The sequence below is a fragment of the Paenibacillus sp. genome, from assembly GCF_048976745.1.
Taxonomy (GTDB): domain Bacteria; phylum Bacillota; class Bacilli; order Paenibacillales; family Paenibacillaceae; genus Paenibacillus.
In genome coordinates this window covers 611,465-627,588 of sequence record NZ_JBHGUU010000006.1, presented here as the reverse complement: position 1 = coordinate 627,588, position 16,124 = coordinate 611,465, and the positions used below count along the sequence as shown (strand labels likewise).

At 44.4% G+C, this 16,124-nt stretch carries 9 protein-coding genes; 2 read left to right on the top strand and 7 right to left on the bottom strand.

Features of this window, described 5'->3' with window-relative positions; translation table 11 throughout:
* Positions 1 to 144: 144 nt before the first annotated feature.
* Positions 145 to 1,077 (bottom strand): NAD(P)/FAD-dependent oxidoreductase, encoded by a 933-nt coding sequence (locus tag ACE3K2_RS09565; protein WP_421891125.1) that lies wholly within the window; start codon positions 1,075 to 1,077, stop codon positions 145 to 147.
* Between the two features lie 462 nt (positions 1,078 to 1,539).
* Here ACE3K2_RS09565 and cyoE point away from each other — a divergent pair, with 462 nt between their 5' ends.
* Complete coding sequence (gene cyoE / locus ACE3K2_RS09560) at positions 1,540 to 2,469, top strand: heme o synthase (RefSeq protein ID WP_036608378.1); 930 nt, start codon at positions 1,540 to 1,542, stop codon at positions 2,467 to 2,469.
* Between the two features lie 130 nt (positions 2,470 to 2,599).
* Here the strand turns inward: cyoE and ACE3K2_RS09555 are convergent, their stop codons facing one another.
* From ACE3K2_RS09555 to ACE3K2_RS09540, 4 genes are all read right to left on the bottom strand, one after another.
* Positions 2,600 to 4,369 (bottom strand): ABC transporter ATP-binding protein, encoded by a 1,770-nt coding sequence (locus ACE3K2_RS09555; protein WP_421889226.1) that lies wholly within the window; start codon positions 4,367 to 4,369, stop codon positions 2,600 to 2,602.
* Positions 4,366 to 6,111 carry an ABC transporter ATP-binding protein gene (locus ACE3K2_RS09550; protein WP_421889224.1) on the bottom strand — a complete coding sequence of 582 codons (1,746 nt, stop codon included), beginning with the start codon at positions 6,109 to 6,111 and terminating at the stop codon, positions 4,366 to 4,368. The genes ACE3K2_RS09555 and ACE3K2_RS09550 overlap by 4 nt, the downstream gene beginning before the upstream one ends.
* 137 nt (positions 6,112 to 6,248) lie before the next feature.
* Positions 6,249 to 6,980 (bottom strand): Stf0 family sulfotransferase, encoded by a 732-nt coding sequence (locus tag ACE3K2_RS09545; protein ID WP_421889222.1) that lies wholly within the window; start codon positions 6,978 to 6,980, stop codon positions 6,249 to 6,251.
* Between the two features lie 445 nt (positions 6,981 to 7,425).
* Complete coding sequence (locus tag ACE3K2_RS09540) at positions 7,426 to 8,661, bottom strand: MDR family MFS transporter (protein ID WP_421889220.1); 1,236 nt, start codon at positions 8,659 to 8,661, stop codon at positions 7,426 to 7,428.
* A gap of 144 nt (positions 8,662 to 8,805) precedes the next feature.
* On the opposite strand from ACE3K2_RS09540, the gene ACE3K2_RS09535 reads away from it, so the two are divergent.
* Positions 8,806 to 10,572 (top strand): ABC transporter substrate-binding protein, encoded by a 1,767-nt coding sequence (locus ACE3K2_RS09535; protein WP_421889218.1) that lies wholly within the window; start codon positions 8,806 to 8,808, stop codon positions 10,570 to 10,572.
* A gap of 132 nt (positions 10,573 to 10,704) precedes the next feature.
* Here the strand turns inward: ACE3K2_RS09535 and ACE3K2_RS09530 are convergent, their stop codons facing one another.
* On the bottom strand, positions 10,705 to 13,332 hold the full coding sequence (locus ACE3K2_RS09530) for a PAS domain S-box protein (protein ID WP_421889216.1): 2,628 nt from the start codon (positions 13,330 to 13,332) through the stop codon (positions 10,705 to 10,707).
* Positions 13,333 to 13,603: 271 nt separating this feature from the next.
* The gene (locus tag ACE3K2_RS09525; RefSeq protein WP_421889214.1) at positions 13,604 to 15,985 is read right to left on the bottom strand and encodes a polyprenyl synthetase family protein; all 2,382 of its coding nucleotides are present in this window, start codon (positions 15,983 to 15,985) and stop codon (positions 13,604 to 13,606) included.
* Between the last annotated feature and the right edge of the window lie 139 nt (positions 15,986 to 16,124).

Below are 16,124 nucleotides of genomic sequence, written 5' to 3'. Positions count from 1 at the left end.
ATTTTTGGCTCATTATCAAATTTTCTCCCGGTTGCATTCCTTTCATCGGAATCGTTCAACGTTTAGGTTAAAAAAACTACAAATGGAGGATTGCATATGCAATCCCCTACTGTATGAACCGATGACGCTATAGTTCTATGACGCTTATTCATTTAATCTACTGATGACTTGCTCATCCCACTTCTCGAAATTCAATTCATTATTAATGCTTACTGCAGACAATGCCCCCAGAGAAGCAGCCGTGATTGCCTGATACATCTCGGATGCTGCATCACCAGCACTGTATACACCCGCTACGGATGTTTTGCCTGAAGCATCAACAATAACCGTCCCCGACTCTGTAATTTCACAACCGATGGCCCTCGGCAGTTCTGATCCTGTAAACAGTTTCGGCTGGAAGAAGACGCCTGTGCATGGAATCGCTGTACCGTCATTTAGCACAACTTGTTTTACCATTCCTTCTTCCGAGTTAATGGATTGAATCGGTGCATCAAATACAGCAACATGATGCTGTTCCAGTTCTTCACGCTGCTCATCGGTTAAGGAATCTGATCCATTCGTGCAGATCGTATAACGATCTGTCCAACCGGATATGACTTTTGCCATATGTAATGCCTTATCTCCACTAACGATGATGACCAGCGACTGGTCTTTTAACTCCCATCCATCACAATATGGACACACAAACGCACTTTTGCCGTAAACCTCTGTTAATCCGTTAATATCAAGAGGAAGATCTTTCTTACCAACTGCAAACAAAATCTTTTTCGCACGATAGCTTGTCCCCTGAGTTGTCTTGACTACAAAATCACCATCGCTACCTGTTACAGCTGTTGCCGTATCGGATGCAAATTGAACTGAAGGGTATACTGCAATCTGCTCTTTGGCGACTTTACGGAATTCACGTGGACTAGCCCCATCTCTTGTCACAAACCCATGAGTCTCTCTTGTGACCCAGTTTCGCGGTGTCTCATCATCGATGACCACAACGTTCTTACGTGCTCTGCCGAGAACAAGTGCTGCATTAAGCCCCGCCGGTCCTCCACCAATAATAAGTACATCCAAGAGTTGGTTCATATTATTCATATTATTCACCCTTTCCAGATATTTAATATCTCTAATTATGCTTTAAAAATAACCTCCGCTTTCTCTTAAAGAAAATAATTCGGAGATTTATAAAAACTCTTTTGAACAAGTCTATTAAAGATATCTTATATCTACAATAAACAAATCCAAAGCATTTTGCAACATATATCTTTATCTATCTTCTTCGACCCATTCTGTGTGAGTTGAACAAAAGAACATTTACACTTACACTATAATGACAGAACAAGCTTCACATCGCTGGTATCCCCGGATTTTCCGATTCTCTCCTGTAACACAGAAATAATTATTTAACAATTAAAAAAAACCTTGTTTTTAAATTGTTCACAATCAAATGACATTATTTTAAATACTAAAACGTTAATTAAATCACATAGTGTATTGAATGGTATAATAGCGACATAATATATAAGTATAGATATAGGAAGTGAGTTCTTGAAAACATTGAACAATGGTTCACAGACCAATATCAGTCTGGAGTATAGCTCGATTCCGAAAGTGTTCTTCGATACAATCAAAATCGGAATCATCAAGTCCAACCTGATCGCCATGTTTGCGGGTTTAAGTTTGGCTTTATATGTATTTGATGCTTCAATCTTAGCTAATATTGTACCAATCATCCTTTCCTTTATTGGGTCTTCTCTCATTATTGGAGCTGCTGGGGTGTTTAACAACTTGTATGATCGTGATATCGATGCGATCATGGAACGTACGAAGAAACGTCCTACAGTTACAGGACGTGTAGATACCAAGTCGGGTCTAATTCTCGGTATTGCAATCACCATCATCGGGGGCATCATGCTGTACATCGCTTCCCCATCCGCTGCTGTATTTGGTATTTTGGGTCTGTTGCTGTACGTGTTCCCTTACACAATGTGGACCAAACGCACAACGATCTACAACACGGAAGTGGGAAGTCTTTCGGGTGCTGTGCCTCCGCTCATCGGTTGGGCAGCCATTTCACCTGAACTGGGTCATTTTGAGATCTGGGCATTGGTCGTTACAATGCTTTTATGGCAAATGCCTCACTTCTACGGGATTGCGATTCGTCGTTTTGACGAATACAAAGCTGCTGGTGTTCCCATGCTGCCCGTTGTTAAAGGCATCAGACGGACATACATTCAGACCAATGTGTATCTGGTCCTGTTGCTGATCTCCAGCTTTTTGTTCTGGCCGATGAGCCCATTTGTCGCTATTGTGGCATTTCTGGTCAGCTTGGCCTGGCTCATTCTTAGTGTGGCTACCTTTGATAAGAAAGAAACAGAGAAATGGTCCAAACGGATGTTTATCTTCTCCATTAACCATATCACTATTATCTTCCTGGTCATCATTGCGTATTCCCTGATTGCTCAAATGATGAGATAAAAATATTCCATCGTTCCACTCGTTATAACGAAAAAGCCCTACAGACTGTACTCTTTCAAAGAGTCGTCTGTAAGGCTTTTTTTGCGTTTTACATGGTTGTGTATTATCTTTTTTTTCTAAATCTGCAAAGCTACCCGACTTTGGCGGGAGTCTGTTCTCCTTGCCAGAGCAGCTGCATCTCTTCATTAGTGGCGAGCAATTCGGCCAAGCTCCCCTCAGCTTCAATACGTCCATCTTTCATAACGATAATATGATCTGCTTTGGATAGTGCTGCCCTGCGATGAGAAACTGCAATGCAGGTGACATCCGGCTCTTGGAACAGCCCTTCCCATACTTGTTGTTCTGTCTCCACATCCAGTGCACTGGACAGATCGTCAAAGATAAACAGGTCCGCCTCCGTCATTAACATGCGTCCTGTAGCCGCCCGTTGAATCTGCCCGCCTGACAGCATCACCCCTCTTGGACCAACCGGGGTCTCAAGCCCCTGATCCAGATGTTTGATATCTTTATCCATCACAGCCAGACGAATGGCTTTTTCAAGCGCTTGCTCCATGTTACCCTGTTTGCCCTGGACGATATTTTCTTTCAACGTATCGCTGAACAGTCTAGGCACTTGTGGAGTATACGCTGCTCTAGGCGGCATCAGGAAGGTGGCTGGATTCACAGCTGCTCCATTCCAGTGAATGTCCCCTTTTTGCTTGGGTAACAGTCCAAGAAGTGTTCGTACGAGTGTTGATTTACCCGATCCAATCCGTCCCGTAATGACCAGAAATTGTCCGCGTTTCAGACGGAAACTGACCTCTTGTATGCCATTTGCAGAATTCGGATATTGATACGTCAGATTCTTCACCTCAAGCGTTTGCAATTTCTCCTTGGGGTCTCTCTCTTCACTTACAAGCTCCGGGGGATCTTCATACAGGTAGATTTCTCTCGAATCCATGATCTGGTCTTCTTCCCCTGGGCGAAATAGCTTACGCATACGATCATAGGATACCTTAAGCCTTTTGTGCTGAAACACCATATAACCAAACAGTGAAATGCTAAATCCGATATTAGCCAGATAACTGGTGAATAAGGCAAAATCACCTACGGTAAAGTTCCCTGCTTTCATCTCAGCAGCACACATCAATAGAATCAGTCCGGTACAGATACTGAGCACATGCTGATTCATGGATCTCATCCACTGCTTGAACAGATTGTCTCGCAGTGCAGCCTGGCGACGATCTTCATTCAACTGGTTAAAACGTGAAGAGACGTTCTCTTCCGCCTGACCCAGTTTCAGGGCTTGCACAGCTCCAAACGTTTCCGCAATAAAACTGGTAATTCGCCCAGTCGCTTCGCGATTAACCTGAGCATACTTCCGGGCCCGGTTCCCGGAAAGGTTGTTGAGCAAGGTCACAACCACCAATGGCAGCACAGCAACCAACGTGATCTGCCAATTAATGTTCGCCATAATGACGATGGACACGACACCAAATACAAGCCGTCCCCAGAAGTCCACCCATGATTCGACATACTCGACGACTTCATCCACATCATCCCGAAAGCGACTCATCGCTTCCCCTGGTGATGCTGGAAGATTACGCCCCGGCCAGCGCATAATCGCTGCGAGCATGTTGGTTCGCAAAATCGCCTGCACATGATACAGATACGTAACCCATGCATAGAATGCTACAAAAAATGTACCCACCCTTGCCATCCGGACCAATGCAATAAAGATCAGCGGCACAGCAAGCCACATGTAGTCATCAGACCCCACTGTCGTGCGATCAAAGAACCACTGCATTCCGATACCAGTGGCTAAAGGCAAGGAATGAAATATACACCATAATAATCCGTTGATTACAAATAACAAAGGCCTGAATCGAAATAAACGGCCTATAAATCCTGCTACAGTCATGCCAACTCCTCCTCTCTTCCTGTAATGAGCAGTCTGGCATAGTGTGATGCCGGGTTACTGGCAAGTTCTTCTCTCGCTCCAAATTCCAGTACCTTGCCATCCCCTAGTACCATAATCCGGTCTACTTTCTCCAGCGTAGCCAGACGGTGAGCAATAATGACCCCGGTAGATTGTTTCATTAACTCGTCAATCGCAGATTGCAACATGCCCTCGGTCGCAGCATCCAGTCGCGAAGAAGGCTCATCCAGGATAACCAGACTCGGTTCGGTCAGGAATACGCGGGTTAAGGCAAATAACTGTGCTTCCCCTGCTGACAATGAAGCGCCACCTGCTGTCAGATACGTATCAAGTCCTTCCGGTTGTGAATCGATCCATTGACTTAGTCCAAGACGATCCGTCGTTTCCCTGACCATCTGATCCGATACATGCTCATTGAACAGGGTGAGATTATCTCGCAGCGTGCCATCAAACAACTGTACATCTTGGGTTACCATGCCCACCCGGCGATAGAGCGCTTGTAACGAAAGCTTTGTGATATCCGTCCCACCTACACGGATCGTCCCCCGATCCAGATTATACAGGCGGAGGAGAACACGACTAAGACTCGATTTGCCACTACCTGTGCGACCGATGATTCCCAGACGCTCACCAGGTTTAATCGCAAAATTAATGTCCTGCAACACCGGTTTATCCTGGTTATAACTGAAATGTACCTGACTGAATTCCAATCCAAGCGGTCCATCAGGCAATTGCTCCTCTGTCCCCTCTTCAATCACACTCTGCATGGACAACAGCTCTCTGGAGCGCAGCATGCCTGATTTTGCTTTTTGGAACTCCTGTACCTGATCTCCAAGCATCTCAATCGGATCATTCAGCATCTGCGTATATTGGTAGATCAGAAATAATGTTCCGATACTGATTAGACCTTCCATATAATAATGCACACCCAGCAAAAGCACCGCAGTGACCGCCAGAGCGAATAGAACAACAGTGGTATTCCACGGGATAACCCGAAGCAGCCAGGCTTTTCTTCCTTTAAGGAATACCGTGCGCATTGTGCGGTAAAAGCGGTTCATCACATAGGGCACATGACCATTCGCTTGCACATCTTCAATCCCGGCAATACGTTCTTCAATTAATCCAAACAGAGCAGCACTTGCCGCCCGCTCATTTTTGGAAGAGTCCACGCCCAGATTGCGAATGAAGACCATGAACAGGATCGATAACAATGTGAACACGGTCATGACCATAGCAATAGGCACATTCACACTGAACATGAACCCGAGAATTCCGGCCAGCAGAACAAAACTCCCGATCACCTGCACAATGAACATCGCAAAAAAATTGGAAATACTCGTTACATCACCATCCACACGTTCAATCATCTCACCAGGTGTTTTCTCATTATGAAAACGCATATCGAGACGCAGACAGTGCTTCAGCAGATCTCCTCGCAGTTGATTCGTAGCCCGCCAGGCCACATCATTCCCCAAATAACTGACCGCTACCGTGATGAGTTGATTAAACACGGCAACAACCAGAAATATTCCTGCAAGCTGAATGAGATTGGTGAGAACTCCCCCACTCGCAGCTGTATCAATAAATCGTTTGATAATCTGTGGATTCAAAAGCTGAAGCCCCGTTGATGTTAGCAACATGATCAAAAGCATGACCAGCCGTCCTTTGACTGGTTTTAGATAGCGCAGCAGCCAAGACATGGAGCGTTTCTCTGTTTTGGGCATAACCCCTCACTCCTTCGTATAACAATTCTTTTCCGTTTTAGTGATTCAAACCATCTTTGTTTCTCACTAAGATGAATCATACATAATAACAATACATGCAACATTTCCGACCCGTGGATGAATCTTTCCAAGTGTGTTTACCATCTTACATTCTCCCATCCTCTCTGGCACTCTTCCCGAAATCGTTGGACCCATTGTTCAGAGAACTCATCTGCGATCGGGTCAAAGGGAGGAGCTGATACCGTAATACCATCCGATTGAATACCCAAAAACGCTAACACATCCATGACGGTCCCCTCGTAATCTTGTATAAAATCCTCATACACAATTGTCAGCGGTTCAATGCCAGATTCGGACAGGAAATCTTCAATTGCAGCTTCGCACATGTTACTCTCAACAAGCAGATGTTTAATCGCATCAAAGTTATATTGATCTGCAATATCTTGTGAGTGAGGGCGATCTCCATGCTTGCGATGCCACTCCCCGGAAACAATAGCTCTCCACCATGACACCGCTAATCTGACTTTGTTGCGACGTGTCATGTATATATGCTTGTTACAATTCGGAAAACCGGTACTCCATACCTCAGCTCTCGATAACTCTGTTGGCAGATGATAGAGACTACGGAATGCGTCAATCCATCGTTGTTCAAAATTAATCTTTATGCCAAACACGCCGTTCGACGTTGTCCCATGGCTCCAAATCTGCTCCAGATCTTCATGCTTCAAGTTATCTGGACTTTTAAACTGATAATGCAGCCATTCTCTCGGATAACCGGCTACACCTGTAGAACTTAAAGCTTCACCCAACAGCGTACTGCCCGTGCGTTGGGAGAACCAAATGGTATAACTTTGCGCAGGTTGCTTCATAGGTTACCTCTCTTTCTTCCCTTATGGGTATGTTCATTGCAAAAAGTAAAACAAATGCTCCTTTCCATGTGAACGGATTGGTGGAATGCATGCAAAAAAGCCATAGATGAACTAATGTTCATCTACAGCTTGTAACCAAAAGAGACCGGATGAAATGCAAAGCATTTCCCGTATCTCCTCTGCATCGCAATCATGATGAGCGTCCACGACAGGGGTGCACAAACATGACTGTCCCAAACGCGATCATTGCAAAAAAAATTGGATTAATGTCACTATGCTTATGCGTATTCAGTTATCGATTCGAAATCTGTATAGGCATAAACATAATCATCATCCCACCCGTTTCACATATTTGTTGTTTATTGTATTCGTTGGATCAACATCCGTCAAGATAATTTTAACTGAATTGTTATTTAATTCATGTCATTAATCTTTTCCATTCCTGCTACATACTCAATGATGTGGACTCCGTTTGCTTCTCTCTAACAACAAGACGTCTATGTGCGATCAGAAGAAAGGGCACTCCCAGTGCAGTCGTCAGTGCAATTGGTACAAAAACAGCGAGCCCATTCTCCGCTCCAAATTGACTTAACAACACCCCTCCCATTACAGGAGCAATGACACTACCAATATTATTGAAGCCGATAGTTCCGAAATACGTCCCCTTCCATTCCGGCTTCGCAATACGGTCGATGAGCATATCCATCATCGTGAACAACAGCACTTCCCCAATGGTAAATAGTATGACACTCATCATCATCATGAGTACACCTTCAGCGATTCCGACCATCATCAGACTGGTTGCAACCAGCAGGTTACCCACAATCAGAGGAACAAGCGGTGGAAAGTTTCGGAAGGTTCGCACAAGCGGATACTGAATAATCAGTACCGTCACCGCATTCAGGGAAAGCATGTACGAGAACATCTGACTTCCATTTTCAAAGATCGGGCTCCTCGCCAAGTACTGTGCCAACGTAGAACTAAAGTGCCCGTAACCCAGAACACAAAATGTGGTACCGATTAATACTGGCAGAAACACCCGGTCGCGACCGGTGGTTATGAGTGCTTCACGCAAACGTGGTGCGGTTGCCTGATGACGCTCTGGCAGATTGGCATGCTGTAGCTTGAATTGCAAAAATAATACAAGTCCATATGCTATGTATATCAAGCCGGAAATCATAAATGGGAACGTTGATTCAGATGATCCCAGCTGAAATCCGATAATTGGCCCAAAGACCACACCAAGATTAACTGCAGCATATCTGAGGTTGAACACCAGCAATTTGTTCTGCGGAGACGTAATATCCGATAACAGTGCTCTGGAGGTGGGCTCAAATACCGCGCGGCATAATCCGTTTAACGTATTGGCAACAAAGAACACCCATAGATTCTCTGCTGCTGAAAAGATGAAAAACACACCTGCCCAGCTAAATACCGAGATTAACATGACGATTTTGCGACCGATCCGGTCCGAAATATAACCTCCATAAAAGCTGACCATTACACCTGCCAGTGAGCTTACGGCCACAGTAATACCGGTCTGGGTTGGTGTAGCCTCTAGTACACGTGTCAGATAGATGGATAGAAACGGGATACTCATTGACGTCACAAGACGTCCAAACATGGTTCCGATAATGATGGTCCATGCCAAAGGGTGAATTTGCCTTAAATATTGCTTCATGCGAACTTCTCCTATTCTTTCTAAATGCTCAAAAGCGGACTTTTTGAACTACCTCTTCTAATGTATAATTGTAAGGATAAAAGGGGGAAGTAAAAGTGTAAACATATGATCACACTTTTCACCTTTAATAGAGGAGTCATGACCATGGATACCCTACATACACACTTTATAAGGCTCGCCGGGGCCGAACAGCTTTCATTTAAGCTCCATGAACCTGTAGCGGTAACCATCGATAGCCTGTCCGCTGCCCTGTGCTGCACCCCTCGTAATGTGAAATTCATTCTTAGAAAATTGGAGGAGCAAGGCTTCATTCACTGGCAACCCGGTCGTGGTCGTGGACACCATTCGGAGTTAACGTTGCTGCGTAGTATGAATGAAGCGCTGGAAGCAAGTTTTACCGAACTTCTGTCTAAAGGCAAAATGAAAGATGCCATTGAACTCATCGGAACCATTCAGAGCCATGATTCACTGCGAGAACAGCTCTTGCTCTCCCTTCAACAACAGATGGGATTTCACAGCCACGATGAAACTTCCTCAGGTCAAGATATATTGCGCATCATGAGGTCACGCCAGTTAGGTGATCTGGACCCGGCCTTTGTTTATACTGCATTTGAAACCTATCTACTGAGCCAGATCTGTAATACATTAATCACTTATGATGCGAAGACAGAATCATTCCTGCCCGCACTGGCCCACATGTGGGAGTGCAGTGCGGACCATCGTTTATGGACCTTCTATCTCCGGAAAGGTGTACGTTTCCACAACGGCCGTGTCATGACGTCCCGGGATGTCCAAGCGACGTTGCAGCGGTTGATTGATGTGCATAGTCCGTCCATCTGGTTATATCGGGATATTGAACGTGCGGAAGTAGCTGGTGATTACTGCATCAAGTTTGTTTTACATCGTCCTAATCGGTTCTTTTTGCATCTGTTCAGTTGTATTCGGATGACAATTCTGCCCTACGATTACAATGTAGCCAATACATTAATAGGTACCGGTCCTTTTCAGATCTCTGAGCTGAATGAAGATGTGCTGGAGCTTACCGCATTTGAATCGTACTATGGCATCCGGCCACATCTGGATCAAGTCCATTTCTGGTTTGTCCCTGACCTGAGTCCAAATGATCGTTATTATGAGCTACCGGGTACAGATCGATTAAATCTGGCAACAGGTTGTGATCAGACCAACAGCATCAATTATCCGGCGCTGGGTTGTCAGTATATGCTGTTCAATTTTCATAAGGAAGGTTTTCATCATCATCCCCTATTTCGGCAAGCGCTGCGTATTGTCTATGATTCGGTCGCGCTTGTCAGAGATCTCGGCGGGAATCGGATTACACCAGCCAGCAGCTTCCTTCCCTGGAGAAGTGCAGCCCAAGACTGGACAGCTGCCTCTCTTGAACAGGCTCGTGAATTGCTGCATACCTGTGGGTACAAGGGAGAGACCATAACTTTATCCTATAAGCATAATAAGGATGCAGACGTTGCAGAGTGGTTTCAGCGTCGCGGTGAGTCCATCGGTCTGAACATCAGCATGCAGGCCGTTGTGGATTATTTCAACTCAGAGGAAACCACGAACGCACAATTGATCCTGGCTGAAGAGATACTGGAAGAAGATTGGCAGTACGGCATGATTCATTTTTTCAAAAACCTGTCTAATCATTTTCATATGTGTATGTCTCCTGCATTCCAGTCTCAGCTGGATGACAAACTGGATCATTTCGCAAAGCTTCATCGGGCAGACCGTACGGTGCTCCTGGATGAAGCCGAAGCCTTGCTACGTGATCACTACTGGATCTTGCATGGCTGTCACATGAACAAGCAGGCGGAACTGGATCAGAGCATCTTCGGCATGCAGATAGCAGAATTCGGATATATGGACATCTCCAAATTGTGGATCAAAGCCCCTTAGGATTTTGAGCACAGTCGCATCTGCGGCATGCAGGGGTGGACCAAATCATGGAACAGCAAAAAAGCCGGTGGCCTATTGACGATAAGCTAGCGGCTCTATTGCCAATCCATTTTTTGTGCAATGAGATTAATATTAGAGATTATATTTGGTGTAATAGGTCTCCAACACTTGCATAATGGACTCAATTTTAATGGGTTTGCTGACATACGCATCCATGCCTGCCTTCAGGCATTTATCCATGTCTCCTCTTAATGCATTTGCAGTTACCGCAATAATGTAGGGACAACTCTCAGGGTTCGAAGAATTTTTAATCCATTTTGTCGCTTCGAATCCATTAAGCCTTGGCATATGCACATCCATGAAAACAATATCATATGAATTATGTTTGACCGCCTCAACTGCCTCAACACCATCCGCTACATGATCCACAAAGTGCCCTTTTTTCTCAACGATTCGCCTAAGGACCAGCTGATTGATCTCGTTGTCTTCTGCAATTAAAATCCGCAAGGCGGATGTTCTGCTCTTCTTCTGCTGTTGATCCAACCTGTTACTCTCTTCACCGTTATTTAATTTAAATCGGGCGGTAAATATAAATATTGTACCCGGTTCATCCGATTCCTCAATCCAGATCTCGCCCTGCATAAGCTCTACCAGTTTCTTGCTAATGGCAAGGCCAAGACCGGTCCCTTGAGGTTTGCGGGTCATAAAATTGTCCAGTTGGTAGAAAGGTTCAAATAATTGTTGTTTCCTCTCAGCCGGAATACCAATGCCCGAATCCTTTACTTGAAAATAAAGCTGTACGTTATTGCTGCACTGCTCCTTAACTCCCACTTTAACTTCCACGCCGCCTTCTGAAGTGAATTTGACCGCGTTGCCGATGATATTGGTAAGTACCTGTTTAAGTCGATAAGCATCACCATACACCGGAGTTGGAATAGCATCTTCTATATACATACGAACATCCAGCTTTTTTTCACGCGCCAGTGGTTTTACAATTTGCACCGTCTCGGTCACGATCTCTACGAGATCAAAAGGATCTTCTACCAGATCGGTTTTGCCTGATTCGATTTTGGAAAAATCAAGAATATCATTAATGATCGCGAGCAAGGAATCTCCACTCTTCTGGATGATTTCGATATATTCCTTTTGTTCCTCGCTAAGTCCAGGAGTATCCAGGAGCAAATCCGTCATCCCAATTACACCGTTCATCGGTGTGCGGATCTCATGACTCATCATCGCCAAAAATTCACTTTTGGCCTTATTCATTCTCTCCGCTGTCTCTTTGGCTACAAGCAGTTTCTTCTGCTCCGTAATATCCTTCGCAATCAGGTAAAACCCGACATTGGTTTGATTAACAATGATTGGAGCAAGCGTAGCCAAAACTTCCGTCTCTGATCCATCCGTGTGCCGAACAGCGTTGATCTCCTTTTCAGCCAAAGCATAATTACTGCCCAAAATCAGACCCAGATTACTGGCTCCGATAAATCTGCTTATACTTGTGTCGATCATTTCAGCCACAGGACAACCCGTCATTTTCACCGCTACTGGATTGGCATTCATAATATTACCATCCATGTTAAACGAGATAATGGCGTCATGATTGTATTTCTTAAGCGAAGTATATCGCTCCACAGATTCCTGCAATTTAAATTCGATGCGTTTGCGTTCAGTGATATCCTGTAGTGTTCCGTTTAGCTGAATTGGCTGACGATTCTCATCGAGCGTAATCAATCCGCGTAAATGAAGATACTTCTCATTTCCATCAGCGCTAATGTGTTTGTATTCAAAATCAAGCGGTTCACCCTGTTTTACCCCGGTAATATGTTTTTGGATAGAGGCTATATCTTCAGAATTCATAACATCAAAAACATCACTTATGCGATATGGTTTGCAGGTGCGTTCAAGTTCAAAAATCTCAAAGATCTGATCTGAAAATGTAATATGGTCTTTGACCATATCCCATTCCCAACTACCAATTAAAGCAATCCGTTCAGCCTCAGCACTGATATCCTCTTGTTTTTTTCGCTCTGATATATCTCGTCCAATCGTAAGAATCTGTTGTTCATGCTCCGCATCACCAAAGACCTTGTATGTGGTTTCAAACCAAAGATAATGCCCATCTTTGTGACGGACTCTAATATTCAACAGATTACCTTTAGTCAAATCCATCTGTGAGATCCGTTCCAGATCTTGTGGGTGAAAGGAAGCATTATTGTTTCGGCCGATGACTTCTTCCGGGGAATAACCCAATATTTGTTGGACTGACGGTGAGCAGAACCGACAAACGCCCTCTAAATCGGCAATATAGATGATCTCCTGAGCATGATCCGTAATCAGTTTGAACACTTCTTCACGATGTAGAAGTTTTTGTTCAGACAGTTTACGATAGGAAATATCAACAATATGGCAAATGAAATAAAGAGGTGCATCGTTAAATTCACTTCGAACCAAGGAAACATGTATTGAACACCATAAGATGTCACCATTTTTATTGATGTAACGTTTCTCGTATTGATTTTCTTTTGATGTACCTTCACATAGCTCGTAACAACAGATCATATCTTGTGGTGAATCATCCGGATGTGTAATATCCTGATAGGTGAGATCCATTAATTCAACACTTGTATAACCTAGCATACAGCAAAAAGCAGGGTTCACTTTCATCCATTGTCCTGTTGGAGCAACGAGTGCAATTCCAATAGGTGCTTGGTTATAGATCTGCTCGAACAATTCATGATGATCGACCTTTTGAACCTGCATTATAAGCTCTCCTTTTGGCATATAAACTTCATGTAAAAATTGTCGAGATCTAAAGTTTTTCCTGATATAAGATGTTCTATAAGAATTAGTCAGTTTTAAAACAACAGTACCTGCTTAATACCCAGAAACCCAACCTTTGAAACAAATCTTTTTAAGAGAATTGTGTCTACAAAGTCAAACAAGGCCTGGAATCCACTACTCTGGAGTCCCGACCTTTGTCATTATATATCATTATAAGTCATATGCAGTAAGGAATCGCGAAAAAAATAGTTTAGCGCTCACGACCAACAAGATAATCCAATAGATGTCTCAAAAATGGAATAGGTTTTGTCAGCTCGTTTAATGCATCTGTAGCAAGACAATAATGCTCCCACATCGCTTTCTTTGCGCCTTCATCACCAAGAATGGACACAAAGGTGGCATTGTTGTTCCGCTCATCCTGACCTGCAGGTTTCCCAAGAATGAGGTGATTTCCCTCGAAATCCAGCAAGTCGTCCTTGATCTGGAAGGCGATCCCCGCATGATAAGCGAACTTTTTCAGCATAGCCATCTCCGGTTCCTTCACTTGGGCAAGTATGGCTGGCATGACCAGTGCGGCCTCGAAGGCAATGCCTGTTTTGTAAAAACAGATCATGTTCAACTGTTCAAGTGTTAATAGCTTGCCTTTGGAGTTCAGATCCATTGCCTGCCCCATACACATATCCTCTGCTTTTTCAGCCGAATATTGAATAAGGGTGAGCACGGTAGACGCATCAAAGCGATTCAATGAGGATTGCTCCCCAATCGCCTTCTGAATGAGAAACAGACCCGTAAGCTCTGCTGTGGCGCTATTGTGTACCTGATGCAGCGTGGAACGTCCACGCCTTGTCGAAGCATTATCCTGTGTAGGCAGATCATCAAAGATCAGGGAAGCCGTATGCATGTACTCCAGCGACTTTAGCAGCGGAACGATGGATGATTCAGGCAGACCATACTCTCGCACGCCCATAACCCAAGTTAATATGGGGCGTAGCCTCTTTCCGTCTCCCTGCAAGCTGTAATTGGCTGCATCGATTAGCGTTTCTTTCATCTCATGGAGTCCAGCGGGCTTTGCAATCTGCAACTCCACATTAATCTGTTCGCGAACCGTTTGAATGGTCAGCTTGAACTCCTCTTTCTCCTGTTTGTCATTTTTCAATTGAAGCACAACCTGATCCCGCAGCAATTTGTCGAGGAAATCAACGTCATCTGCTTTTCGCACCATCTGTTGAACCAGTTGATGGAATTCAGGCTGCCCTGAGGCAAAGATTGTCATCACTTCATCATATTTCTGCTGTCCCAACCGTTCTTTACAACGCTTCAGACCGTTTATAGCACGATCCAGTATGACCTCACGGGTCTTGGCGTCCGAGTTGTATACATCATGGATTAGGTAAGAGATGACTGCCCAATACAATTCATATGGATTAATCAGATCAGGGCGCAGGTCTCGGTACTTCAAATAGTACGTATACGGAGTTACTGCCCCTTCTTCCATATCGTCAAACATATCGGCAAAATCATCGGCCAGTTGATTATATATCCCGTAATAGAACGTCCGCAGATCGAATCCTTCATCCACTGGCGCACTGAGTACAGACCGGACGATTAATCGGGAAGAGGAAGATTTAATAATAATCGGAATGTACAGTTCTTCATTGGTATAATTCGCATTGGCTAATTTCTTACTGCGATCAATCTCCTGCGACTGAAAAAACACATAGGATTGCTCTAAGAACGTGCGCTGTTTCTCCGGATGCTGGTAGTTCTTGATATACTCAAATGCTTCCCGAAGTTCGGAATGTACATATTCAATCACTTCAAGATTGCTGCCTTTCCACTCCCCCAGATCAGGTACAACCCCTGTAAGAAGTGCATCGCGTATCAACAGGGAATATTGTTCTTTTTCCTGAACAGTCAAGGCTTGAGAATCCAGCAGGTCATCCACAAATGGATATGTCAAACCATATGAATAACCCAGTCGGATCGCCGCATCAAATCTCCGGGCACGTTCTTCAGGTGATGTCTGCTCGTTCATCTCATCGTCCACATGAAGGACCACGCCGAGAATGATTTTGATGAGCTTTCGCTGTGCCTGCTCTGCATCCAGCTCCTTCGGGATGTTGGATGCCACGTTTTTTAATTTGTTCATCACCCAGATGACGGCCGTTTCAATGTGCTCCTTCTGTCCCCACCGGTACAACGCAGCCAGGCTGATATAATCAGACTGTCCTTTGCGCCCAGCGGCAGAGCCCATAAAGTATTTTTTGGTATTCTGGACAACGTGCTGAATCCGGGCCTGCGTATCTGGAGAATCGAGGGCTTGCCCCAGATCTCGCATATAAATATAGGAGATACTCCGATCAAGGTAATCATCCAACTTACCAGTCGTATTCAGCCAGTGGATATATCTATGAACATCCCGGGGATCGGGTTTTCGTTTGCTTGGTGACAAAAGAGAAAGCCAGGCAAAACGATGAATATGTTTTTTTTGCCATACATGAATATCTTGGGTAAGTGCTGTTGTATACGTATTTTCCATAAGTTGTTGCCTAAGAGAAGTAAAATACTGAGATGCTTTCTGCTCAGCTAGCCGATATCCTGCATCAGCCTGTTCTGTAAGTACGTTATTCATAGGGTGGATACCTCAACTTCTATTAATGTTAAACATGTATCCATGAAAGGAGATGAGGTGCTCCATGGACGAAAACTGAACTCATTTGATGGTGTATCCAACGCGTCAGCTCATGTTCATAACCTTTATACGGCGATCC

Excerpts from the sequence above, each read along its gene's own strand:
- ACE3K2_RS09545 (WP_421889222.1), bottom strand. The coding sequence starts at position 6,980 with ATGAAGCAACCTGCGCAAAGTTATACCATTTGGTTCTCCCAACGCACG.
- ACE3K2_RS09535 (WP_421889218.1), top strand. The coding sequence starts at position 8,806 with ATGGATACCCTACATACACACTTTATAAGGCTCGCCGGGGCCGAACAG.
- ACE3K2_RS09555 (WP_421889226.1), bottom strand. The coding sequence starts at position 4,369 with ATGACTGTAGCAGGATTTATAGGCCGTTTATTTCGATTCAGGCCTTTG.
- ACE3K2_RS09525 (WP_421889214.1), bottom strand. The coding sequence starts at position 15,985 with ATGAATAACGTACTTACAGAACAGGCTGATGCAGGATATCGGCTAGCT.
- ACE3K2_RS09550 (WP_421889224.1), bottom strand. The coding sequence starts at position 6,111 with ATGCCCAAAACAGAGAAACGCTCCATGTCTTGGCTGCTGCGCTATCTA.
- ACE3K2_RS09540 (WP_421889220.1), bottom strand. The coding sequence starts at position 8,661 with ATGAAGCAATATTTAAGGCAAATTCACCCTTTGGCATGGACCATCATT.
- ACE3K2_RS09530 (WP_421889216.1), bottom strand. The coding sequence starts at position 13,332 with ATGCAGGTTCAAAAGGTCGATCATCATGAATTGTTCGAGCAGATCTAT.
- ACE3K2_RS09565 (WP_421891125.1), bottom strand. The coding sequence starts at position 1,077 with ATGAACCAACTCTTGGATGTACTTATTATTGGTGGAGGACCGGCGGGG.